This window comes from Mesorhizobium sp. CA12, from assembly GCF_020165255.1.
Classification (GTDB): domain Bacteria; phylum Pseudomonadota; class Alphaproteobacteria; order Rhizobiales; family Rhizobiaceae; genus Mesorhizobium.
This window is the reverse complement of sequence record NZ_JAIUHT010000001.1, coordinates 382,480-405,828: the sequence shown is the minus strand read 5'-3', so window position 1 is coordinate 405,828 and position 23,349 is coordinate 382,480. Positions and strand designations below refer to the sequence as shown.

At 63.0% G+C, this 23,349-nt stretch carries 20 protein-coding genes and 2 tRNA genes; 10 read left to right on the top strand and 12 right to left on the bottom strand.

Annotated features, from left to right (window positions below; translation table 11 throughout):
- Window positions 1-21 precede the first annotated feature (21 nt).
- The gene (gene argS / locus LB520_RS01895; RefSeq protein WP_224636231.1) at window positions 22-1,779 is read right to left on the bottom strand and encodes an arginine--tRNA ligase; all 1,758 of its coding nucleotides are present in this window, start codon (window positions 1,777-1,779) and stop codon (window positions 22-24) included.
- Between the two features lie 61 nt (window positions 1,780-1,840).
- Window positions 1,841-3,070, bottom strand: a complete 1,230-nt coding sequence (locus tag LB520_RS01890; RefSeq protein WP_224636230.1) for a deoxyguanosinetriphosphate triphosphohydrolase — start codon at window positions 3,068-3,070, stop codon at window positions 1,841-1,843.
- 70 nt (window positions 3,071-3,140) lie between these two features.
- On the opposite strand from LB520_RS01890, the gene erpA reads away from it, so the two are divergent.
- The 5 genes from erpA to LB520_RS01865 all read left to right on the top strand — a co-directional run bounded on the left by erpA (window position 3,141) and on the right by LB520_RS01865 (window position 5,564).
- Complete coding sequence (gene erpA, locus LB520_RS01885; protein WP_042644753.1) at window positions 3,141-3,488, top strand: iron-sulfur cluster insertion protein ErpA; 348 nt, start codon at window positions 3,141-3,143, stop codon at window positions 3,486-3,488.
- A gap of 4 nt (window positions 3,489-3,492) precedes the next feature.
- Window positions 3,493-4,008, top strand: a complete 516-nt coding sequence (locus tag LB520_RS01880) for a hypothetical protein (RefSeq protein ID WP_224636229.1) — start codon at window positions 3,493-3,495, stop codon at window positions 4,006-4,008.
- Window positions 4,005-4,397 carry a VOC family protein gene (locus LB520_RS01875; protein ID WP_224636228.1) on the top strand — a complete coding sequence of 131 codons (393 nt, stop codon included), beginning with the start codon at window positions 4,005-4,007 and terminating at the stop codon, window positions 4,395-4,397. Before LB520_RS01880 ends, LB520_RS01875 begins: the two co-directional genes overlap by 4 nt.
- A gap of 7 nt (window positions 4,398-4,404) precedes the next feature.
- On the top strand, window positions 4,405-5,199 hold the full coding sequence (gene xth, locus LB520_RS01870) for an exodeoxyribonuclease III (RefSeq protein ID WP_224636227.1): 795 nt from the start codon (window positions 4,405-4,407) through the stop codon (window positions 5,197-5,199).
- Window positions 5,200-5,270: 71 nt separating this feature from the next.
- Entirely contained in the window at window positions 5,271-5,564 is a 294-nt protein-coding gene (locus tag LB520_RS01865; protein WP_095765009.1) for a hypothetical protein, read from the top strand.
- A gap of 323 nt (window positions 5,565-5,887) precedes the next feature.
- Here LB520_RS01865 and LB520_RS01860 read toward each other — a convergent pair whose 3' ends face one another.
- From LB520_RS01860 to LB520_RS01820, 9 genes are all read right to left on the bottom strand, one after another.
- Window positions 5,888-6,715, bottom strand: a complete 828-nt coding sequence (locus LB520_RS01860) for a tetratricopeptide repeat protein (protein WP_095765008.1) — start codon at window positions 6,713-6,715, stop codon at window positions 5,888-5,890.
- A complete protein-coding gene (ilvD, locus tag LB520_RS01855) occupies window positions 6,702-8,426 on the bottom strand; it encodes a dihydroxy-acid dehydratase (RefSeq protein ID WP_224601726.1) in 1,725 nt (574 codons plus the stop codon). The genes LB520_RS01860 and ilvD overlap by 14 nt, the downstream gene beginning before the upstream one ends.
- Before the next feature lie 291 nt (window positions 8,427-8,717).
- The gene (locus LB520_RS01850) at window positions 8,718-9,986 is read right to left on the bottom strand and encodes an OmpP1/FadL family transporter (protein ID WP_224601729.1); all 1,269 of its coding nucleotides are present in this window, start codon (window positions 9,984-9,986) and stop codon (window positions 8,718-8,720) included.
- 361 nt (window positions 9,987-10,347) lie between these two features.
- Window positions 10,348-13,131 carry a valine--tRNA ligase gene (locus LB520_RS01845; protein ID WP_224636226.1) on the bottom strand — a complete coding sequence of 928 codons (2,784 nt, stop codon included), beginning with the start codon at window positions 13,129-13,131 and terminating at the stop codon, window positions 10,348-10,350.
- A 210-nt stretch (window positions 13,132-13,341) separates the two neighbouring features.
- A complete protein-coding gene (locus LB520_RS01840; protein WP_224636225.1) occupies window positions 13,342-14,139 on the bottom strand; it encodes a PopZ family protein in 798 nt (265 codons plus the stop codon).
- A gap of 279 nt (window positions 14,140-14,418) precedes the next feature.
- Window positions 14,419-15,801: a TolC family outer membrane protein gene (locus tag LB520_RS01835; RefSeq protein ID WP_224636224.1), complete on the bottom strand. Its 1,383-nt coding sequence runs from the start codon at window positions 15,799-15,801 to the stop codon at window positions 14,419-14,421.
- A 186-nt stretch (window positions 15,802-15,987) separates the two neighbouring features.
- Window positions 15,988-16,662 carry a protein-L-isoaspartate O-methyltransferase family protein gene (locus LB520_RS01830; protein ID WP_224636223.1) on the bottom strand — a complete coding sequence of 225 codons (675 nt, stop codon included), beginning with the start codon at window positions 16,660-16,662 and terminating at the stop codon, window positions 15,988-15,990.
- Window positions 16,663-16,754: 92 nt separating this feature from the next.
- A tRNA-Cys gene (locus tag LB520_RS01825) sits at window positions 16,755-16,828 on the bottom strand.
- Between the two features lie 163 nt (window positions 16,829-16,991).
- Window positions 16,992-17,252, bottom strand: coding sequence for a hypothetical protein (locus LB520_RS01820; RefSeq protein ID WP_095765002.1), 261 nt, complete (start codon window positions 17,250-17,252; stop codon window positions 16,992-16,994).
- Window positions 17,253-17,460: 208 nt separating this feature from the next.
- On the opposite strand from LB520_RS01820, the gene LB520_RS01815 reads away from it, so the two are divergent.
- A tRNA-Asn gene (locus LB520_RS01815) sits at window positions 17,461-17,535 on the top strand.
- Window positions 17,536-17,874: 339 nt separating this feature from the next.
- Here the strand turns inward: LB520_RS01815 and LB520_RS01810 are convergent.
- A complete protein-coding gene (locus tag LB520_RS01810; RefSeq protein ID WP_095765001.1) occupies window positions 17,875-18,162 on the bottom strand; it encodes a hypothetical protein in 288 nt (95 codons plus the stop codon).
- Between the two features lie 251 nt (window positions 18,163-18,413).
- On the opposite strand from LB520_RS01810, the gene LB520_RS01805 reads away from it, so the two are divergent.
- From LB520_RS01805 to LB520_RS01790, 4 genes are all read left to right on the top strand, one after another.
- Window positions 18,414-18,671: a hypothetical protein gene (locus tag LB520_RS01805; RefSeq protein ID WP_176476901.1), complete on the top strand. Its 258-nt coding sequence runs from the start codon at window positions 18,414-18,416 to the stop codon at window positions 18,669-18,671.
- 24 nt (window positions 18,672-18,695) lie between these two features.
- The gene (locus LB520_RS01800) at window positions 18,696-19,466 is read left to right on the top strand and encodes an AAA family ATPase (RefSeq protein ID WP_224631782.1); all 771 of its coding nucleotides are present in this window, start codon (window positions 18,696-18,698) and stop codon (window positions 19,464-19,466) included.
- Window positions 19,467-20,510: 1,044 nt separating this feature from the next.
- The gene (locus tag LB520_RS01795; RefSeq protein ID WP_224636221.1) at window positions 20,511-21,728 is read left to right on the top strand and encodes an HlyD family secretion protein; all 1,218 of its coding nucleotides are present in this window, start codon (window positions 20,511-20,513) and stop codon (window positions 21,726-21,728) included.
- Window positions 21,725-23,341: a DHA2 family efflux MFS transporter permease subunit gene (locus tag LB520_RS01790; RefSeq protein WP_224522632.1), complete on the top strand. Its 1,617-nt coding sequence runs from the start codon at window positions 21,725-21,727 to the stop codon at window positions 23,339-23,341. The genes LB520_RS01795 and LB520_RS01790 overlap by 4 nt, the downstream gene beginning before the upstream one ends.
- The last annotated feature ends 8 nt before the right edge of the window (window positions 23,342-23,349 follow it).

Below are 23,349 nucleotides of genomic sequence, written 5' to 3'. Positions count from 1 at the left end.
TGACAGGTTTTTTAGTTAAACCTAACGCATTTCGATGGGCGCGTCTGCCCCGATCAGCGTCAGGCCGGAAGTCAAAACATCCGAAACAGCCTGCACCAGCCCTAGTCTGGCATAAGTTGATTCTCGGTCGTTAACCTTAACAAAACGTAAGTCCTGGTTGTCGTTGCCGCGATTCCACTGTGCATGGAAGCTGGAAGCCAGATCGTAGAGGTAGAATGCCAGCCGGTGCGGCTCCAGCGAAAGCGCCGCGGATTCGATCAGCCGGGGATATTCGGCCAGCTTCCGGATCAGCGCGATCTCGCCCTCGTCGGCCAGCGCAGCCACCGAGGCCGCGAGCCGGTTGCGATCGAAGTTCGCCTCGCCGAGCTGCTCGCTCGCCTGCCTGAAAACGGAATGGCAGCGCGCCGACGCATACTGCACGTAGAACACCGGATTGTCCTTCGACTGCTCGGTGACCTTGGCGAAGTCGAAATCGAGCGGCGCGTCGTTCTTACGGTAAAGCATCATGAAGCGGATCGGGTCGCGGCCGACCTCCTCCACGACCTCGCGCAGCGTGATGAAATCGCCGGACCGTTTCGACATGCGGACCGGCTCGCCGTCGCGGAACAGTTTTACGAGCTGGCAAAGCAGCACGGTGAGCTTGACGGCATCGCCGGCAACCGCGCGCGCCAGCGCTTCGAGCCGCTTGACGTAGCCGCCATGGTCGGCGCCGAGCACATAGATCAGGTCGACGAAGCCGCGGTCGACCTTGTCCTTCAGATAGGCGACGTCGGCGGCGAAATAGGTGAACGAGCCGTCTGACTTGACCAGCGCCCGGTCCATGTCGTCGCCGACCGCGGTCGAGCGGAACAGCGTCTGCTCGCGGTCTTCCCAGTCGTCCGGCTTCTCGCCCTTGGGCGGCGGCAGCTTGCCTTTGTAGATGTGGCCCTTCAGCGTCAGGTCGGCGATCGCCGCCCGGATCTTCTTGGCGTTGTCGGCATGCAGCGTGCGCTCGGAGAAGAACACGTCGTGATGCACGTTCAGCAGCGCCAGATCCTCACGGATCATCGCCATCATCGCGTCGACGGTGCGGTCCTTGACGATCGCCAGCGCCTCTTCTTCCGGCATCTCCAACAGGCCGCGGCCGAATTCCCCGGCCAGCGCCTGGCCGACGGGGACCAGATAGTCGCCCGGATAAAGACCGGGCGGGATCTCGCCGATATCGTCGCCGAGCGCCTCGCGATAGCGCAGCAACGCCGAGCGGCCGAGCACGTCGATTTGCGAGCCGGCGTCATTGATGACGTATTCCTTGGTCACGTCGTAGCCGGCGAAGGCCATCAGATTGGCCAAAGCATCGCCGACCACGGCGCCGCGGCAGTGGCCGACATGCATAGGACCGGTCGGGTTGGCCGAGACATATTCGACATTGGCCTTGCGGCCGCCGCCGATGGTCGAGCGGCCATAATTGCGCCCCTCGCCGAGCAACGCCGCCAGGTGCGTGTGCCAGAATGCGTCCTTCAGCCTGAGATTGACGAAGCCCGGCCCGGCGATCTCGGCCGAGGCAATATCAGCGTCGCCCCGCAGCGCTTCGGCCAGTTTCTCGGCAAGCGCGCGCGGGTTCTGTCCGGTGGGTTTGGCCAGCACCATCGCCGCATTGGTCGCGAGGTCGCCATGGCTGGCGTCACGCGGCGGCTCGACCGCGATACGCGACAGGTCAGGCGCGGCCCCATCCTTGTCTTTCAGGTCAAGGGCTTCGACGGCTTTTATGATCCGCGCGTTGAAATCGGCGAAGATATTCATCGGAAGTGCTCTGGGCTTTAAGAGGCGACCGGCTCGATGGCCGGCAAAATCGAGGCTCGCCCTAGCTCAAATCGGGCGTATGGTCAAACAGACGCCGATGTTCCTTGAGCGCATAGGTGTCGGTCATGCCGGCCAGGAAGTCGGCGACGCTGCGCGCCTTGATGCGGTCCTCGGCCCGGTCGAGCCCTTCGCGCCAGCCGTCGGGCATGGCGCGCGGATCGGCGAAATAGACGTCGAACAGCTCGCGCACGATCTGTTCTGCATCGGCCCGCACCCGCATAACCTCCGCATGCCGGTAGAGATGCTTGTAGAGAAAGCCCTTCAATTCCTTTTCGGCCGCCGCCATGCTGGCCGAGAAGGTCACCAGGGTCTCGCCGGCCGCGCGCACCGCATCGGCGCTGTCCGGCTTGAGCCGCTCGATATTGGCGATGGTCGATGCGATGACATCCTCGACCATCAGCGTGATCTGCCGGCGCATCAGCTCGTGGCCGGTGCGAACATCGTCGAGCTGAGGATATTTGGCACGCACGCTGTCCAGGATCGAGCCGGGCAGACCGACCTCTCCAAGCATATCCAGCGTCAGCAGGCCGGCGCGCAAGCCGTCGTCGATGTCATGGGCGTTGTAGGCAATGTCGTCGGCGATCGCCGCACACTGCGCCTCGATGCCGGCGAAGCGGTCGAGCTCGAGATCGTGCAGCTCCGAATAGTCGCGGATCGCCTGCGGCACCGGGCCCTTGAGCCCCTTCCCGCTCGCGTCGGTCAGCGGGCCATTGTGCTTGACCAGCCCCTCCAGCGTTTCCCAGGTGAGGTTCAGCCCGTCGAATTCGGCATAGCGCCGCTCGAGCCGCGTCACGATACGCAGCGACTGGGCGTTGTGATCGAAGCCGCCCCAGGTCGCCATCTTCTCGTTGAGCGCGTCCTCGCCCGTATGCCCGAAGGGCGTATGGCCGAAATCATGCACCAGCGCCACGGCTTCGGCGAGATCCTCGTCGCCGCGCAATGCCCGCGCCAGCGCGCGGGCGATCTGCGCCACCTCGATCGAATGCGTCAGCCGCGTGCGGTAGTGATCGCCCTCATGGGCGACGAACACCTGCGTCTTGTGCTTCAGCCGGCGAAAGGCGGTGGAATGGATGATGCGGTCGCGGTCGCGCTGGAACGGTGTGCGGGTCGGGCTTTCCGGCTCGTCGAACAGGCGGCCGCGCGAGCGCGCCGGATCGCTCGCATAGGCCGCGCGCGGCCGGTCGCCGAACCCGATGTCGCCGAGAGCATCCTTGCCCTGCCGCTCGTCCATTGATCCACCAGTTGACTTGGCCCCGCCCGCTTCATACCTATCATGTGAAACCGAAAGCAAGGTGACGCCGATGGGCGCGGATGCCAAGACTGCCATGAAGGTCGAGATGACCGATGCCGCGGCGAAGCGGATCGCCAGGATTGTTTCCGGCGAACCGGGCAAGACGGCGCTGCGCGTTTCCGTCGAAGGCGGCGGCTGCTCCGGCTTTTCCTACAAGTTCGATTTGGTAGGCGACCGCAACGATGACGATGTCGCCATCGAGAAGGACGGCGCAACCATCCTGATCGACGACCTGTCGCTGGTCTATATGGGCGGCTCGGTGATCGACTTTGTCGACGATCTGATGGGCCAGTCCTTCCAGATCAGGAACCCGAACGCGGTCGCCTCCTGCGGCTGCGGTACGAGCTTCAGCATTTGAAGATATGAAGCCGCTTCTCGAGGGCCACGAGGATCCGGTTGCGGTCCTTGTCGCCCGCGAGATTGAGGCCGTTTCCGATGTCGACATCGTCGCTTGGGCTGGCCGTCACGCCGCGCCGCCAAGCTATGCCGAAGACAGCGACTATCTCCAACTGGTGCGCTGCGATCCGAGAAATGCCTTGGCGCTAGATAAAGCGCGTGCCCATCTGAGGTCGATGGTCGCGCGGCGGTTTCCCGATTTCGACCCTGGTTCTGAGCAAGCCGGCGAAATAGCGCGCCAGCTTTTCCTGCGGCGAATCCGCACCTATCTTCACAGCGACATCGAACCGCTCCAGATCTGCCGCATGGTCCCTCTCATCGAGGAAAAATACGACTATCCGCGCTGGCTCGGCGGCCTCTACGACGCTTGCGACTGGATGGACGAACGCACGAGCCGCGACCGGGCATTGCATCTCAGGGACGCCATTGAGCATGTGCTCTCGGACAACGGCGGGAGCCAGCTTCCAGGAGCGATTGAATGAGCGCCATCGGCGCGGTCCGTCAGGTCGCGCTCTCGGCTGGCCGCGATCTCGATGCGACGCTTGCTTTCTGGCGCGACGTGCTTGGTCTGAACGTGCACGCCCGCTACGACCCGCCCGGTATTGCCTTCATTATGGCCGGTGACGTGCGCCTCCTCTTCACCGACGGCGTTCCGGCCGGCACCGTCTATTTCGACATCGCCAGCCTCGAAGCCTTCCACGCCGAGGCGAAAGCCGCGGGCATTCCCTTCACCGCGCCGCCGACACTCGTCCACCGCGACACCGAGGGGCGGTTCGGCCCGGCGGGGGAAAGCGAATGGATGGCCTTTCTAAAGGACCCCGCAGGCAATACGATCGGCCTCGTCGAACGTCTGCCGTCCGAAGAGCATTGAGGTCCTCATGAAGATCGTCACCTGGAACATCAACGGCGTTCGCGCCCGCATCGGCAACCTCACCCACTGGCTGACCGAAAGCGCACCGGACATCGTGTGCCTGCAGGAGATCAAGACTGTCGACGACCAGTTCCCGCGCGCCGAGATCGAGGCGCTGGGCTACAATGTCGAGACCAACGGCCAGAAGAGTTTTAACGGCGTCGCTCTTCTGTCGAAGCTTCCCTTCGACGAGGTCAATCGCGGCCTGCCGGGCGATGATGCGGATGACCATGCCCGCTTTATCGAAGGCGTTTTTTCCACCGACCAGGGCGCCTTGCGCGTCGCTTCGCTCTATCTGCCGAACGGCAATCCGGTCGACGATGAACGGAAGTTTTCCTACAAGCTCGCCTGGATGGCGCGGCTGGAGCGTTGGGCGCAGGAGCGGCTGCGGCTCGAGGAAGCGCTGGTGCTGGCCGGTGACTACAACGTCATTCCCGAACCCGCCGATGCCCGGTTTCCCGAAAATTGGCTGGGTGACGCGCTGTTCCAGCCACAGACGAGGCAGGCCTTTCGCCGGCTGAAGAATCTCGGCTTCACCGAAGCGGTGCGCGCCGTGACCGACTCGGCCGGCGTCTACACCTTCTGGGATTATCAGGCCGGCGCCTGGCAGAAAAGCAACGGCATCCGCATCGACCACCTGCTGCTCTCGCCCGAAGCCGCCAACCGCTTCTCGTCGGCCTCGGTGGAAAAGCACGTCCGCGCCTGGGAAAAGCCGTCCGACCACGTGCCGGTCGCCATCGACCTCAGCCTGCAGCCCGCCTGAGACGTTGCCAGGCACCCTGACCCAGTATCGCCACAAATCCCGTCTTTGATGCGGCTTGCTGTGGGGGTTGAATGGCGATCCGATTTCTTTTCTGGCCAGCCGGCCTTGCCTTGGCGCTTGCCGCGCCGGCGCCGTTGCTGGCGGCGCCAACCTGTCTTGCCAACGGCAAATCCTTCAACGTCGGCGAGACGGCGTGCCTGACGCTGGCCGGCGAGAGTTACCTCGCCCGCTGCGACATGGTTCTCAACAACACGTCCTGGACCAGGATCAAGGACGAATGTCCGGGCGAAGCGCCAAAGCCGCACCCGACATCGCTTTCGACCCCGACGCCCGGCCAGACGCCGACGGAGCCGACCGAGAACTGAGGCCTCGTTGATCTCCCCACCATCCAGGTTACGCTATGCACACATCTTCTGTGACTGGCGCGACTGATCAGGCCGAGGCTTGATTGCCAGGTGGTTCCCCCAATCCGTCGCTGCTTCGCAGCGCCACCTTTCCCCCCTCCGGAGGGAAAGGAAGGGAGCCTTGCTGGACGGGCGTTGACGGCAAAAAGCTTGGCGCCCTTCCTCTACCCCGTCGATCGGGGGAGAGGTGGCTCGGCGAAGCCGAGACGGAGTGGGGGGTCGACCAGCGCTACATTAGCCAATGCATGCGCAAAGCTGCCATGCACGCTATCGCCAACCTGCGCTTACTGGTCGCCGTTGTTGCCCTTGGTCAGGATATCGTCGGCGAGCGAGATCGCGGTCCGGCGATCGGCCTCGCCGGCCGCGGCGAAAGCCTCTTCCTGCATGTTGCGGATCCAGGGCTGGTCGGCCGCCGGAGCCCGCGCCAGCGCCGCGGTCATCATCGCCAGGCCGCGCACGACCTTGCCGCTCTGGAACAGTAGATTGCCGAGCGTCGCCTGCGCGCCGGCATGGCCCTTCTCGGCCGCGAGCTGCAGCCAGCGGCCTGCCTGCTTGACGCTGGCCTTCACGCCACCCTCGCCCTTGAGGAACATTTGGCCGATCTCGAACTGGGCGTTTGGATTGCGGTAGTTGGCGGCGGCGCGCATGTAATATTCCTGCGCCGCGACGTCGTTTTCCTCGACCGGGGTGCCGGGAATGCCCTTGCGAAGATAGTCGCCGAGCGCCACCAGCGCGTCCGACACATAGCTTTCTTCCGGCGAGCCGGGCTCGACATCCTGATCGACGATTTCCGAGAAGAACTTGAAAGCAGCGTAATCGTCGCGCGTCACGCCGTCGCCTTCGGCATACATGCGCGCAAGCTTCCAGGTGGCGCCGATCTGGCCGTTCTCGGCGGCGTATTTATAGGCTTCGACCGCCTGATCCTTATGGCCGCTCTTGTAGGCGGAGAACCCGAACTGGAACACCGCCCAGGGGCTCGACTGTGGCTTCACGCCGGTCTTGTCGTCGAACACCTTGTCGTCGAAGGCCATGGCCTGCCCGACGGCGCCCAAGGTCGCCAGAGCGACCAGTGCCGAAAAGACAGACGACCTCAACACCTCAGATGTCCGCATAGCAGTGCGTTTCTTTGGCGGCGCCCGGATGGGTCACCGCGCCGTCGCGGGCCGACCCGACGGCCTGCGCATATTTCCAGATCGCGCCGGACTGATAGTCGGTCTTGCGCGCCTTCCAACTCTTTGCCCGGGTCGCCAGTTCGGCATCCGACAGGGCCACCTCGATCGTGCCTTTCACGGCGTCGATCGAGATCACGTCGCCATCCCGGATCAGCCCGATCGGCCCGCCGACCGCCGCCTCGGGCCCGACATGGCCGATGCAGAAGCCGCGCGTGGCGCCGGAGAAGCGCCCGTCGGTGATCAGCGCCACCTTGCCGCCCATGCCCTGGCCGTAGAGCGCCGCCGTCGTCGACAGCATCTCGCGCATGCCCGGACCGCCGCGCGGCCCCTCGTAGCGAATGACGAGAACCTCGCCTTCCCGGTAGTTGCGCTGCGTGACCGCCTCGAAGCACTCTTCTTCCGAATCGAAGCAGCGCGCCGGACCGGAGAATTTCAGTTCCGACATGCCCGCGACCTTCACGATCGCGCCTTCGGGGGCAAGGTTGCCCTTCAAGCCCACAACGCCGCCTGTCTTGGTGATTGGCCGATTGGCGGGACGCACAACATCCTGGCTTTCATTCCAGGAAACGTGCTCCATATTTTCGGCCAAAGTGCGGCCAGTGACCGTCAAGCAGTCGCCATGCAGATAGCCGTGGTCGAGCAGCGTCTTCATCAGAAGCGGAATGCCGCCGGCCTCGAACATATCCTTGGCGACATATTTGCCGCCCGGCTTGAGGTCGGCGATATAGGGCGTCTTCTCGAAGATCGCCGCCACGTCGAACAGGTCGAACTTGATGCCGGCCTCATGCGCGATCGCCGGCAGGTGCAGCGCCGCGTTGGTCGAGCCGCCGGTGGCCGACACCACGGTCGCCGCGTTCTCCAGCGCCTTGCGCGTGACGATGTCGCGCGGCCGGATGTTCCTGGCGATCAGCTCCATGACCTTTTCGCCGGAGGCGAAATTGAAGCGGTCGCGCATCTCGTATGGGGCCGGCGCGCCGCAGGAATAGGGCAGCGCAAGACCGATCGCCTCGGCAACGGTCGCCATGGTGTTGGCGGTGAACTGGGCGCCGCAGGAACCGGCCGAAGGACAGGCCGCCTGCTCGATCTCGAGCAATTCGGCGTCGCTGATCGATCCGACCGAATGCTGGCCGACCGCCTCGAACACGTCCTGCACGGTGATCTGCCGGCCGCGATAGCTGCCGGGCAGGATCGAGCCGCCATAGATGAAGATCGACGGCACGTTGAGGCGCACCATCGCCATCATCATGCCGGGCAGCGACTTGTCGCAGCCGGCGAGCCCGACCAGCGCATCGTAGCAATGGCCACGCATGGTGAGCTCGACCGAATCGGCGATGACCTCGCGCGACACCAGCGACGACTTCATGCCCTGGTGGCCCATGGCGATGCCGTCGGTGACAGTGATGGTGCAGAACTCGCGCGGCGTGCCGTTGGCGGCCGCAACGCCCTTCTTCACCACCTGCGCCTGGCGCATCAGCGAGATGTTGCAGGGGGCAGCCTCGTTCCAGCAACTGGCGACGCCGACCAAAGGCTGCGCGATCTCGGCCGCCGACAGGCCCATGGCATAGAGATACGAACGATGCGGCGCCCGCGCCGGACCTTCGGTCACGTAGCGGCTGGGCAGCTTGGCCTTGGAGATTGCCTTGGCGTCCATCATCGTCCTTGCCGCACACCCCGCGGCCGGTCCCATCGCCGCGCCAACCTGGCACGCATCCCGGGACATATCTCGGGTGCTCCGGGTTTATGGCGGGAAATGGGCAGTCCCCTCTCTCTGACTTCTACAGCAGGGGTTGTTCATAAACTGTTGCTGAAACGTCACAATCGTATCGGGCGCCGGATGCGCGGCGAATCTGCCGTAGCGAGTTGAGCACTGAAAATTACGATCGCTGTCATCAACGAAAAGGGCCGGGCAATGCCCGGCCCTTTTCCGTTCAAATTTAGGCAGTTACCACTTGACCTTGAAGGATCCTGAAATGGCCGACACGAGGTCGTTGCCGAAGTCGGCGGTATAGTCCGTGCCGTAGGTAACGCCGTCAGAACCAACGACCGAGTGGATATGCCCGCTGGTTAGCACGCCCAAGGCGCCGCCTAGACGGACTTCCACATTCTGAGTCGGCGTATAAGCCACGCCAGCGCTGAGCGTCCAGGTATCTGTCTGAGCGCTGAGACCGGTAGTCGTGCCGCGATCCCAAGTGATCCCTGCAGCCCCACTCCATTGATCGTTGAACTTGTGGCCGATGCCTGCGGCAACCGTCCAGCCATCACGATAGAGCAAGTCGAGAGATGTAAGCCGCGTAGGACTGGTCGTCGTGCAAACTGCCACACCCGTCGGGCAGAAAGGAATGCTCTGCAGCACGCTCCAATCCACCCATTTGATGGACCCAAAGGCCAACCAGCCGGGAGCTATGCCGGACTGCAGCTTGAGCTCCACTGACTGCGGGACCTCCGAGGAACCGCTGACATCGGTGACCCTGCCCAAAAATGGGTTTAACGGATTGATGAACCCTGGAACCTGGGTCAGATCAAGCGTTCCGCTTAGATCATCGAGCTTGACAGCCGAATTATAAACCAGGCTGGCACGCAGCGCGATGTCTGGAATCTCATAAGCTACGCCCGCGCGCCATCCCCATCCGTCTCCCTCAAGATCAAGACGTCCGATGCCCGTACCGAATATTGCCGGAATGGGAGCAACCAGCTGTTCCTTGAAGCCCGAAACATCCTCGTGGAACACGCCGCCAATGAAGCGAAACTGGCCCTTGCCGAGGTCCATTTTGTACGAGCAGGTCGCACCAAAGGCTTCGCTCTTTACCTGCGTATTGACGTTCCCTTGTGCACCCGCCCAGTTGGCGCCCGGATTGCTGGATGCACCGATCGGTTGGGAGTAGTCCCCCAAGCAATCGATCGGACCCATGCCAACCTTGATACCCACGCTCGGCACCCAATAGCTTTCAGTGTCGCGGGCTGTGCTCGATCTACCCAGTGCATTGAGATTGCCGTCAGAAGGATCCGCATCCCTCACATTCTTGAGGTCGCGTTGCGGCATCACATAGGTGCCGGTGACCTCGCCCGTGACCTGTGCCGGATCGAAAAGCAGATCGATGTCGTACCAGCCACGCTCCAGGCCGCCGGCATGCGCCGGGACGACTGCGGCGCCGGCCAAAGCGATCGAAAAGCACCCTGCCCCCAGCAGCGCTTTGACTCGCAAAATGTTCATGGAAATCCCTCCCCAAATACAAGTCGCTCAAGCTAGAACCAATTCGGGTTAACGACGCAACAACGATTTCAGGAGCTGTACATGTACATCTTGACAGCACCTATTTTTGCCATGGTCATCGACGCCGCAATCGGCGCCTAAGTCGCGCGAACCGGCGTCAAAGGCTCGAAAGAATCCGGGGAAACTGCCAAAAACGGGGCAAAAACAGCCGGTTTTGGGTCTGACGGCCCTCATTGTTACATTATGGCAACAATGGGGCGCAAACTTTCCGTTTACGTCAAAATTGACGTAGCGGCAGCCGCATTTTCGAGGCAGCTAACGTACCGGAAAGCGCCTTCGGAGCGGCGGCGAATCTTGCCGTTCAGCCGGCGTCGCGGACCCTGGTCAAAGCCACCGAAAGCTTCTCCTGCGCCTCGCGATATTCGGCGAGTTTCTCGCGCTCTGCCTCGACCACTTCTTCAGGTGCGTTGGCGACGAACTTTTCGTTCGAAAGCTTCTTGTGCAGGCGGGCGATTTCCTCGGTGACCTTCGCCAGTTCCTTCTGCAGCCGCGCGGCCTCGGCCTGGAGATCGATCAGGCTGCCGAGCGGCAGGCTTACCGTCGCCTCGTTGATCACGATCTGCGCCGAACCTTGCGGCGGCGCATCGCCGAGCGCGATATTGCCGACACGCGCCAGCCGCTTGATCGCCTGCGCGTGGCGCTCCAGCCGCTCCTGCGTCAGCGTGTTGGCGCCGATCACCGTGAGCGGCGCGATTGCCGCCGGCGGCACATTCATCTCCGAGCGCACTGAGCGGACGCCCGAGACGAGATCGACCAGCCAGTTGATGTCGGCGGCGGCCTCCTCATCCTCGAAGTCGGGCGACGGCCACGCGGCGTGGCAAAGCAGCGACGAGCGCTCCTTGCCCTCGCCCGCGGTCTGCGCCCACAATTCCTCGGTCATGAACGGCATCATCGGATGCAGGAGCTTGTAGATTTCGTCCAGCACGAAGGCGACGCAGGCCCGGCTCTCGGCCTTGGCAGCCTCGTCCGTGCCCATGAAAACCGGCTTCAATAGTTCCAGGTACCAGTCGCAGAACAGGTTCCAGACGAAACGGTAGGCAGCACCCGCCGCTTCATTGAAACGATAGCTGGTGATGCCTTCGGTGACCGCGCGCGCCGCCCGCGTCAGCTCGGTCAGGATCCAGCGGTTGACCGGCAGCTTGGCGTCGTTCAGCCAGAACTCGTCGTTGCGCGCGACCTCGTTCATCTCGGCGAAGCGCGTCGCGTTCCACAGCTTGGTGCCGAAATTGCGGTAGCCGGCGATGCGCGCCGGATCGAGCTTCACGTCGCGGCCTTGCGCCGCCATGACGGTCAGCGTGAAGCGCAGCGCATCGGCGCCATATTCGTCGATCAGGTCGAGCGGATCGATGACGTTGCCTTTCGACTTCGACATCTTCTGCCCGTTCTTGTCGCGCACCAGCGCGTGTACATAGACGGTGTGGAACGGCTCCTCGTCCATGAAGTGCAGGCCCATCATCATCATGCGGGCGACCCAGAAGAAGATGATGTCGAAGCCGGTCACCAGCACGTCGGTCTGGTAATAGGTCTTGAGCTCCGGCGTCTGGTCGGGCCAGCCGAGCGTCGAGAACGGCCACAGCGCCGACGAGAACCAGGTGTCGAGCACGTCCTCGTCGCGGGTCAGGATCTCGCCGGGCTGGAAGTTCTCGAGCTTGTCCTCGACCCAGCCCTTCCACGGCCCTTCCAGCGCCAGGTAATATTCGATTGCCGCAGCAAGCGCCTCTTCCCCGGTCTTCTCGACGAAGACGTGCCCGTCCGGTCCGTACCAGGCCGGAATCTGGTGACCCCACCACAGCTGGCGCGATATGCACCAGGGCTGGATGTTCTCCATCCAGTCGAAATAGGTCTTTTCCCAATTCTTCGGCACGAAGTTGGTACGGCCCTCGCGCACCGAGGCGATCGCCGGCTTGGCGAGCTCGGCGGCATTCACATACCACTGGTCGGTCAGGAACGGCTCGATCGGTACGCCGCCGCGGTCGCCATGCGGCACGGTGTGCCGGTGCGGCTCGATCTTGTCGAGGAAGCCGCCGGCCTCCATCAGCTCGACGATCTTCTTGCGCGCCGTGAAGCGATCGAGCCCATCCAGCTCGTCCCACACCGCCTGGCGCTCCGGCGTGACCTCTAGGCCGGCCAGGAAGTCCTCATTGTCCTTCAGCTTGATGGCCGCTTCGACCGTCAGGATGTTGATCGCCGGCAGCTTGTGACGCTTGCCGACCTCGAAGTCGTTGAAGTCATGCGCCGGCGTGATCTTGACCGCGCCGGAGCCTTTTTCCGGATCGGAATACTCGTCGGCGACGATCGGTATCTTGCGGCCGACGATCGGCAGCACGACGTTGCGGCCGACCAGACCGGAGAAGCGCTCGTCATCGGGATGCACGGCCACGGCCGTGTCGCCGAGCATCGTCTCGGGACGCGTCGTGGCGACCGTGATGAAGGTCTTCGGGTTCTCAGGGTCGAACGCTTCGCCGTCGATCGGATAGCGGAAGTGCCAGAGATTGCCGTTCACCTCGTGCTGCTCGACCTCGAGGTCGGAAATGGCGGTGAGCAGCTTCGGGTCCCAGTTCACAAGGCGCTTGTCCTTGTAGATAAGGCCTTCCTTGTAGAGGGTGACGAAGACTTCGAGCACGGCCTTGGACAGGCCTTCGTCCATGGTGAAGCGTTCGCGCGACCAGTCGGCCGAAGCGCCGAGCCGCTTCAGCTGGTTGAAGATCGCGCCGCCGGATTCGGCCTTCCACTCCCAAACCTTCTCAATGAACTCTTCGCGCGTCAGATCGCGGCGGTGGATCTGCTTTTCCATGAGCTGACGCTCGACCACCATCTGCGTGGCGATGCCGGCGTGATCCATGCCGGGCTGCCAGAGCACGTTCTTGCCGCGCATGCGCTCGAAGCGCACCAGAATGTCCTGCAGCGTATTGTTGAGCGCATGGCCCATATGCAGCGAGCCGGTGACGTTCGGCGGCGGGATGACGATGGTGAAGGCTTCGGCCCCTTCCTCCGCGCCGGCGCCGGCCCGGAAGGCGTCTGCCTCTTCCCAGATTTTGGCGATCTTCGGCTCGACGGCTTTGGCGTCGTAGGTCTTATCAAGCATGGAGGAGGTCCGAACTGTCGGGAACAAGCGTCCGGTGTAAATCGGAAGGTCTTGGCCGAGTCAACCGCGAGAGCAGCGATCGCTTTCCACAGATAGGTCTGCCGCGGCCAGCGGCAATGCCGGCTAAGCCAGGACAGACGCGTTCATCCAAGCACCTTAAACAAAAGCGCCGCCCCAAGGCGGCGCTTGTCAGCCTGCATGTTGCGGCGGTTACTGCGCCCCGCGCGCCACGCGCTCGATCTCCTCGCGTACCAGCCTTTCGACCAGCGTCGGCAGGTTGTTGTCGAGCCAATCCTGCAGCATCGGCCGCAGCATCTCCTCGGCCATCTCGTCGAAGCTTTTCTTGCCGCGGCTGGCAAAAGCATCGGAAAGCTCGCCAAAGGCTGCTGCGACCTGCCGGCCCGTATGCTCGGAAAGGATCGCGGGCCGGGCCGGCTGCGCCTCCGGTTCGGAGGCCCGGGACGCGCCTACAGGCGCGGAATCTTCGAACGCCGGCTCTTCCTTCTCGACCTCGGCCTTCGGCGCGGCTTCCGAGACCCGGATGGCCGGTCTCGCGGTGACCGTGCTGCCGCCGACCGCCGCTATTTCGCGCCGCCAGTCGGCGACAATGGTCTCGGCCGTCTGCGGCGCATTTGCCGCGGCTGGCTTGCCTGCGGCCGCTTGCGCGCCCGGCGCAGTACTCTCAAGCTCAACCGTCGGCGCAGCCGTAGGCGCAGTCTTCACCGGCTCGGCGCGGGCGGCGCGCGGCAGCACTGGATCGGTCGCCGCAAGCTGGGCCTGGACCTCGGCCAGCGTCGGCGGCTTGCGGGTGTCGGCATGCAATTCGGAACGAAAGGCATCAACCTCGACAACCGGCGCGCCAGCCGCGGCCGGCTCCAAATCCTGGCGCAGCTCGCCGGCCTCGGCCGGTTGCTTGCGCCCGGTGTCGCTGTCTTCGATGATCCTTCGGATGGAAGCCAGTATCTCTTCCATGGAAGGTTCGCGCTGCGCGCTGCTTGCCGTCGCCATCGTCACATCCGCCGCCCTAGTGACCTGTCCAAGAACTTGACCTGTTCCAGAACCGACCGTTCAAGAACTTGACCCGCCCAAGAATTCCGTCCTGCCCGGGCCGGAATTCGAATCAATGGAAACAGCGTAACCGACCGATCGTCATCCGAGAATCCCCAATCTGGGGACACGTTGGATTTCAACAGATTAGGCGGCGCGCAGCCGAATGAGTCTCCCGGAAAGACAAACGCCGCGCGTCCATCGGACACGCGGCGCTCGCAGGAAGCATGCTGTCGGCAATCAGCGCCCGTCGGGCGTGCGCAATCCGATCCACTTGTCCTTGACGGCGTTGTAGTGCTCTTCCGGCCGGTATTTGGCGACTGCCAGGCCAAGACGGTCGACCGACAGCCGGCCCATCGCCGACAGGATGGCATAGCTCGCCACCACCACGTCGCGCTCGGAACTGGCCTGGTTGATCTTGGCAGTGATGACGGCGTTCTGCGCGTTCAACACGTCCAGCGTCGTGCGCTGGCCGACATTGCGCTCCTCGATGACGCCGTTGAGCGCCAGTTGCGCGGCATCGATCACCTGCCTGTTGGCATCCACGCTCTGGCGCGCGGCGACATATTGCGTCCAGGCCGAGACCACGGCCTGGCGCACCTGGTCGCGGCTGACATCGACCTGGATGCGCGCCTCGCCCAGTGATTCCTTGCTCTGCCGCACCAGCGCCGAGGTCCGGCCACCCGAATAGATCGGAATGGTGAGCGAAGCGCCGATATTGGCCGATGTCGAACTACCGTTAGGACTGGTGATGGAACTGGGAACGGTGTGGGTGTAGTTGTCCGAAACGCCGGCGGAAGCCGTAAGCTGCGGCAGCAGTGCGCCTTCCGACGACTTCACCGCAAAAGCCGCGGCATCGACGAGGTGCTGTGTGGCAAGAATGGCGGGATGTTCGGCGGAAGCGATGGCCAAGGCGGAATCGACGCTACCCGGCAGCAGCTTGCCAAGCGGCGAGGCTGCCTTGAGCTTGCCCGGCTCGTCGCCGACGATCTGGTGATAGGTGGCGGCGCTCGCCAGCGCCGTCGCGCGGGCGGCGCTCAGCTGCGCCACGGCCGTCGCGCGCGAGGCATCGGCCTGGGCCACGTCGGTGCGGGTGCCCTCGCCGACCTCGAAGCGCGAGCGGGCGGCGCGCGCCTGCTCGGTCAGGAACTGCAGGTTTTGCTCGGTCAACGCCGCGACCTGGCGGTCGCGAATCACGTCCATATAGGCGCTCGCCGCATTGAACAGGATATTCTCTTCGGTGTTGCGCAGGCTTTCGACCGAGGCCTTCACCTGCGATTCGGCGGCGGCGACATTGTTCTTGGTCTGAAACCCGTCGAACAGCGTCTGGTTGATCTGCACTCCGAAGCTGCCCGTCGTTAATCTCCGGCTGGTGCCAAAGCCATGTATGTTGGTGTAGTCGATGTTAGCCGAACCGGTGACGGTCGGGCGCCAGCCCGACTTGGCGATGGCCACGCCCTCATCGGTGACGCGAACGCCGGCGCGGGCCGCGTTGAGCTGCGAATTGTACTGATAGGCTTTGGCGAGCGCGCCCGTGATGGTTTCGGCGGAGGCGGCCAGCGGCGCAAGCGCGGTGGCCGAAACAAGGATAGCTACTAAAATACTCTTGCGTAGAGGCGGCACGTTATATCCCTCATTCGTTTTGCATGGGAACCACGCCACGCCAACCTACCCTTACGGATCGGCCAGCGCCGCGTTGTTTATCGTTCCCCCGCTGACGGCCTCCCAAAAACACCCGGTTAACCAAATCAGCAACGATTGTCAGGCGCAAGCGATCATGACAGCGCCTTCGCTGCAAGGCAAAAACGCTCAGAATTCAAATGCGTGAGCACGTTCGAAGCCCGGTAGTGGCTTAATTGCCGCATTAAAGGCACGCCTTCCGGTTACAACCCCCCCTGCCTTGACAAACAGCCGGGCCACGCCAGAGTTGCCACGCCCTTCGACCGCAACCAGGCGTCCATCTTCCGCGAGCTGGTCAAGCAATGCCTGCGGCACTTCCTCGACGCTGCCGCCGATGAAGATGACGTTGTAGGGCCCTTTGGCGGCCTGCCCTTGCGGCAGCGGCCCGGTAACGACCGTGACGTTTTGGCAGCCAAGGCTGGAAAGTGTTGATTTCGCGGCCTCCGCCAGCGCTGCATCGCTCTCCAGCGCGACGACGGAACGCGCGAGCCTGGACAGCAACGCGGCGGAATAGCCGGTGCCGCAACCGACATCGAGCACCGAATCGCTCGCGTCGATCTCGGCCAGCTGCAAAAGCTTGGCGAGCGGCGACGGCTCCATCAGGTAGCGTGCGCCGCTGCCATTGGCGCCGTCGGAAATGCGGATGTCTTCGTCGATATAGGCCAGATCCTGCTGTCCGGCGCCGACAAAGGCCTCGCGCGGAACGCTCAGCATCGCTTCGATGAGCGGCGCGCTGGTCACGTCTGTGGTGCGGATCTGGCCGTCGACCATTTTCACGCGGCGTTCGGAGAAATCAGCGTTCATGTCCCAACAATCCGCTCCCCGCGCCAGGCGCGCGGCCAAAACTTCAACCGGAACCCCGCTCCGGCGCGATTGCGCTGGAGCCCGCAAGCATCTGGAGGCCTCGCCCGGAATCGAACCGGGGTGCAAGGATTTGCAGTCCTCTGCGTAACCACTCCGCCACGAGGCCTCGCAATGCTCCCGGCGTTCCGAGCGAACTCATTATGTTGGCGCTCAAAGGTCGTCAAGCGCTCGCGCGTCATTCCCGGCGCTTTCGCATCGAGCGCCAAAGTGGTGATTACCAATCGGTTTCATGGGTCCGGAATCACTGCGGCAGAGGCCGCCCCGTGCTCTCAGTCGGGCCGCCGCCGGCGTTCCCACCAGACGACGAAACGCCGCCGGTGGCGTCGGATCATCGCGAATTCATAGGATAGAACCAGGAGACCGAGCGGAATCATCCAGAAACCGAGAATCGGCAGAAAGCCCAGAAGCCCGCCGAGCGTAAGCAGCATGCCGATCGCGATTCGCCAGCCGCGCGAGCGCGGCATGGTGAACTCGCGGCCGAAGATCGAAATCTTCCGCGCCGGGGCGTTGTCATCATCCGCTGCGGTCATTCAAGCCAGATCCCATCTGCTGCCTAAGCCATATCAAGACGACAACCGGCCACCTTGTTCCGCGCCGGTGTGAAGCCCTTCATATGTGGGCGCGCCGAACGATGGCACAAATAGCCGCATCAAAAACTGGAGAAAAATTGCGAAATGCTTCTTTGCAAAGCCGAAAGGTGTTTGCTATAGGCTGCGCCACTCACGTCAGAGCCTCCGTTCCCCGGTAGCTCAGTGGTAGAGCAACCGGCTGTTAACCGGTTGGTCGCTGGTTCGAATCCGGCCCGGGGAGCCAAGTTCCACTCGGAACGCCTTGTATCTCGACGTTTTCAAAGCCCGGCCTTTCCCCAGCGGTCCACATTCCGGCACGCTCGAGGTTCAACCTCAAGGTAATGTCCGTCAAGCGCATCCACGACTGTGCCGAAACCGTCTGATTGTTGTCTGTTTCCAGATGCTGGCGATGCAGAATTGAGGGCAGGCGCCCGCCAAAAAAACCCGCCGCCCCATGGCAAGGCAGCGGGTTTTAAACGGCGGCCGCATCCATGCGGAATCGACCGCCTCAACCCGTCACCCGAGCGCATTGGGATCATTCCCTAGCGGGAGAACGGTGTGATGTGCTCATAGAGGGGAGGCTTCAGCCTCCCATCTTCTTGGCCATCGCGCAGAAGTCCGCGTGCGCCTTGTTGATGGTTGCGTCGCCGCAGTCTTTCAAAATCGCTGTACGCTCATCCGGCTTCATGGCCATCCAGGCAGTCTTGAAATCCGCCTCGGTTCTCAATGTTTTCATGCCAGCGTCGGTGAAGAACGGCGACATCTTGGCCGGGTCGTCGAGCGCAGACGTGCCGGTGCTACTACCGGCCATCGCGGCACTACCCATCATTGCGAGCGCAACTGCGCTCATGCAGAGCATCTTGATTTTCATTTGAATATCCTCCGGTTAGGTCCCAATGAAATGTGACCGTGACGAAAGAACGCGCAGTCATTCGAGACGTTCCCACGCGTTGCAAACAACCAAGGCGGTTGCGCCCGAATTACAGTGACGGTGCAGCCTCACATTGCTCCAGGAGCGCTGGCTCTGATCATTAGCCACCGTAATTCCGCCAAATCTGAAGCCTGGCATCTCGATTGCTCACCAATTGAACTAACGCAGACAACGACGTTAGGCCCAACGGAATGGGCATTCAGTCCAAATTGCTGGTCTTCACGAGGCCAAATAACCTTGCGAAGGAAAGGCAGGGGCAAATGGCCTGGAAACGAGCGATTGCTGTCAAAGACTGGTCTTGCGCCATGAGTGACGAGATTGGCCGCGTGGTCTTGGCCATAAACTCGACCGAAGGTGAAACGACCTACGTTCTGATGACAACCTTCCAGGCGGCGAAAATGGCTCAGGAGCTGCGGTCGCCGAAGATGGTCCCCCGATACGACATGTAGCCAGGCCAGCGGGGTTCCTAACGCATGATTGTTGAATTCGCAGGTCCGGCTGGGTCAGGCAAAACGACATTTGCGCATGCGCTCTATGAACAGTTGCGGGCTCACGGACACCCTGCACGGATTGTTCTCACTGACCGGCGGGTTGTTCACCGATCCATGCTGGACCCCGGCGGCATTGTCACTGCGATGTGTCGAGTCGCTCGCGCGGCTGCACGCTCGATTGGCATGGCCTGTCGCCCATCCGCAAATGCCGTCGACTTCAGAATTCGCGCAAACCTGGTGCACACACTGCCTCCCAGAAACGTGATCTGGCGCATCAGGCTAAGTCAATACGTTCTCCGCCTTGCCCGCGCATGGCGCCAATCTGCCGCCAGCGAGGAAATTCTTATTTTCGACGAAGCCTTCGTTCAGGCGGTTTCGATGCTCGCCTGCTTCAGTGGAACAGCAGATGAGACGTGCCTTGCACACGCGCTGGATTTCATCCCGGAGTCGGACGTGGTGGTTAGAATCGACGCCTGCGAGCAACTTCTCATCGAGCGGCTTCACCGGAGACAGAAGAGCCACACCTTTGCCGAGCGTTTGTTCGAAACCGGATTGGACAAAAGGCTTCAGTCGGCCACCGTCGTGGCGCGCGTATGCGGCTTGCTGACGGCACGCGGCCGGTCGATCATTGACGTCGACGCCAACAATCAACGTGCACTAACGCTGGCGATCGACGAAATCGAAGAGGAAATCTTGGCGAGGTACAAACGCAGCTTGCACTCAGCAGCCTATCCGCCAATCCCGTTGGATTGAGTGGCGGCCTACACGGACTTCCATTCACCGTCGGCGAAGACGGCTGCAGCCGCCAAACGTCTACACCCGCACGGGCAGTTCGGTCACCGTAGTTCCAGGAACAACCGTCGATTTATTGGCAAGGCGGGTCTTGGTTTCCCACTGGCTGGCTAGGCATCCTCCATTCGTATGGCAAGAATCTTGGGTCGGGCTGATAGGCTCGATCTCAGCCGGAGCGTTGCGAGCCTTGCTGGTCAGGCCCGGCCTGACTGGTTCTACCCCGCCAGCCTTGCCGGGCCGCTTCGCCGAGGTGACGACCCGCTGTCGTCGCCGGCTAGGCCTCGTCCTCTTCGATCCCAATGCTGTCCCCATCGCCATGGACCTTGTTCCGGTCCCATTCGTTGGTGCTGTCGGGCGGCAGCATTTCGGATTTCGCGTTGCTTGTCCTTGCACGGCTTGGGACCTGTCAGATCGCGCGATGATTTAGGGTCGATTGAGCTTATCCCCGCGGTCGAACAGAATGCCAACGGCAGGCGGGCTCGAATGTCCTGCTGTGGGATGCAGCCGCCTGACTTGTAAGCGTTCGCCGCTGCTTGCCAGGGCCGGCGGCCCCGGTGCGAGGCTAGCAAGCCAGGTGGCTTGGGAGCGCGGCGGTTCGCCGTCGATGTCCGTCGTTGCCTTCATTCAACAGTTCCAGCAGCGCGGTACAATCGATCAGATCGTGAAACTGGGCGCTTGGGTCAAGCCGAAGGCAGGAGCCGTAAGATCGCAGGCTTCGCAGCCCCTGCATTTTTTGCAGCCTGGCCCGACGTTCCGCTTCTCCCGGCAATGGCCGAGTTGAGCTTTTGTCCTTTTCCATCGGAGACTGCATGAGCAGCCCCTCCCTGAGGTTTCGGTCGCAGCGACGATCCTATTACTCGCGCAGCGACGCTGCCATCATCCATTTGCAGGCCAATGCCTCCGGCGGGACTGAGGTGAACCCGGCATCCGGCGACAGGAACCTTTGCGGAAAACACCCGTTGACCCTGCTGCGAGAGGGGTCGACGATATCTGGGATCCGTTGCCTTGGACGCAAAAACTGCCAGAAAAGAGCGCGAAACCGCTCCCGCCGAAGAATCGCGTGCTCAGCCGCGGTCCGATCGGCAGCAACGCCCGCCGGGCGACGACAAGCGCGTCGAAGACAGACCCGTAGAAGACAAGCGCGACGACGAGCAGGCGCAAGACAGGCAGGCGAATGACGGTTCGCCCGACGGCAACAAGCCCGGTCTCATCAAACGCCACCCCTACATAGCGACGCTCATCGCGATCCTCGTCTTGTTGGTCGTCGCGGCGGTGGTGATCTGGTGGATCAACGCACGGCACTATGAATGGACCGACGACGCCTTCATCGACGCGCGAACGGTAACGGTCGGCGCGGAAATTGCCGGGCGCATCACCGACGTTGCCGTGACCGACAACCAGCCGGTCGAGGCCGGCGCCGTGCTTCTGCGCATCGACGACAGCGACTACCAGGGCTCGCTCAAGCAGGCACAAGCCGGCGTGGCGGCGGCGCAGGCCGAGATCGCCAACGTCCAGGCCCAGACCCAGGCGCAGAACGCCAAGATCGATGTCGCCGGAAAGCAGGTGGCCCAGGCGCAGGCCGCGTTCGAATTCGCCAAATCCGAGGACCAGCGCAACCGCGAGCTGCTCGCCAAGGGCACGGCGACGCAACAACAGGCACAGCAGGCCGCTTCGACCTTGCGCCAGGACCAGGCAGCGCTCGATGCCGCCAACGCCAATGCCGAGGCGGCGAAAAGCCAGGTTGCGGTTCTGCAGGCACAAGGCAAGAGCGCCGAGGCCAAGCTTCGGCAGGCTGAAGCCACCGAGGATCAGGCCAGGACCACTCTCGCCCGCACGATGATCACGGCGCCCGTGGCGGGCCATGCCACCAACATCACGGCGGCGAAAGGCACCTATGCGCAGCCCGGCCAGGTGCTGATGATGTTCGTGCCCAAGGACGTCTGGGTGAAAGCGAATTTCAAGGAGACGCAGCTCGACCTGATGCGGCCGGGCCAGCCCGTCGACATCGCCATCGACGCCTATCCGGAAAAGACCTTCCATGGCCATGTCGACAGCGTCCAGGCCGGCAGCGGCACGGCGTTCAGCCTGCTCCCGGCCGAAAACGCCACCGGCAATTTCGTCAAGGTGGTGCAGCGCGTGCCGGTCAAGATCGTCTTCGACCAACCGCCGGGCGTCTATCTCGGTCCCGGCATGTCTGTGGTGCCGACGGTCAAGGTCAGATGAGCGATGCCGCAACAGTCCAGGGCGACCAAAGCCGGTCGGCGGCCGGCGGGCGCAACCCATGGCTCATCGCGATCGTCGTCTCGATCGCCACCTTCATGCTGGTGCTCGACACCTCGATCGCCAATGTCGCGCTGCGCAACATTGCCGGCAGCCTGGCCGCCGGCATGGATGAAAGCACATGGGTGATCACCACCTATCTCGTCGCCAACTCCGTCATCATTCCGGTCAGCGGCTGGCTCGCCAGCGTCATCGGCCGCAAGCGCTATTACATGATCTGCGTGGCGACCTTCACGCTCGCATCGCTGCTGTGCGGGCTGGCCCCCAATCTGCCGACGCTGATCGCCTTCCGCATCCTGCAGGGACTCGGCGGCGGCGGCATGGCGCCGAGCGAGCAGTCGATCCTCGCCGACACTTTTCCGCCGGAGAAGCGCTCCCAGGCTTTTGCCCTCTACGGCATTGCGGTCATCGTTGCGCCAACGGTCGGCCCGACCATCGGCGGCTGGCTGACGGACAATTTCTCGTGGCATTGGATCTTCTTCATCAATGTGCCGTTCGGCATCATGTCGCTGGCGCTCGTGCAATGGCTGGTGATCGAGCCCGACATTCTCGAGCGCGAGCGCCGCGAGCGGCTGAGCAAGGGGCTGAAGGTCGACTGGATCGGCTTCATCCTGGTGGCGATGGCGCTCGGTTGCCTCGAAGTCTTTCTCGATGAGGGCCAGCGCAACGACTGGTTCGCCTCGACCTTCATCACCATCTTCGCCGTGATCTCGGCGGTGTCGTTCCTGCTGCTTGTTCCTTGGGAGTGGACGAGGCGCGATCCGATCGTCGACATCCGCCTGCTTTTCAGCCGTCAGTTCGGCATGTCGTTCCTGGTCATGATGGCGGTGGGCGCGGTGCTCTTCAGCACCACCCAGCTTTTGCCGCAGCTGCAGCAGACGACCTTCGACTACACCGCCACCCTATCCGGCCTGTCGATGATGCCGGGCGGCATCGCCATGCTGATGCTGATGCCGATTTCGGGCTTTGCCGCCGGTATCGTTCAGCCGCGCTATCTCATCATGCTGGGCATGTCGGTGGTCGCGGTCGCGCTCTGGCACACGACTTCGCTGACGCCCGATGCCAGCTTCGGTTTCTTCGCCTATGCGCGCGTCTATATGATGATCGGCCTGCCGTTCCTGTTCATCCCGATCTCGACCGCCGCCTATGTCGGCCTGCCGCCGCAGAAGACCGATCAGGCGTCCTCGCTGATCAATGTCGCGCGCAACCTCGGCGGCAGCATCGGCGTGTCGCTGTCCAACACGGTGATTGCCCAGAACGCCCAGTTCCATCAGTCGGTGCTGGTCAGCCACACTGCACAGTCGAGCGACACCTATCAGCAGACGCTTCGCCAGGTAACCGACCATTTCGTCGCCGAAGGCTCGCCGCTGGCCGAGGCCAGGCAACAGGCCGTGGGTTGGATCGGCCAGGAGATCGGCCGCCAGGCTTCGCTGCTCGCCTATGTCGATGTCTTCTTCTATTGCGCGGTAGCGACGGCGCTGCTCGTGCCGCTCGCCCTGCTGCTGCGGCCGCCGAGGCCCGGGGCAGCCAAACGGCAGGACAGTCCCGCCGTGTGACAGAGCCG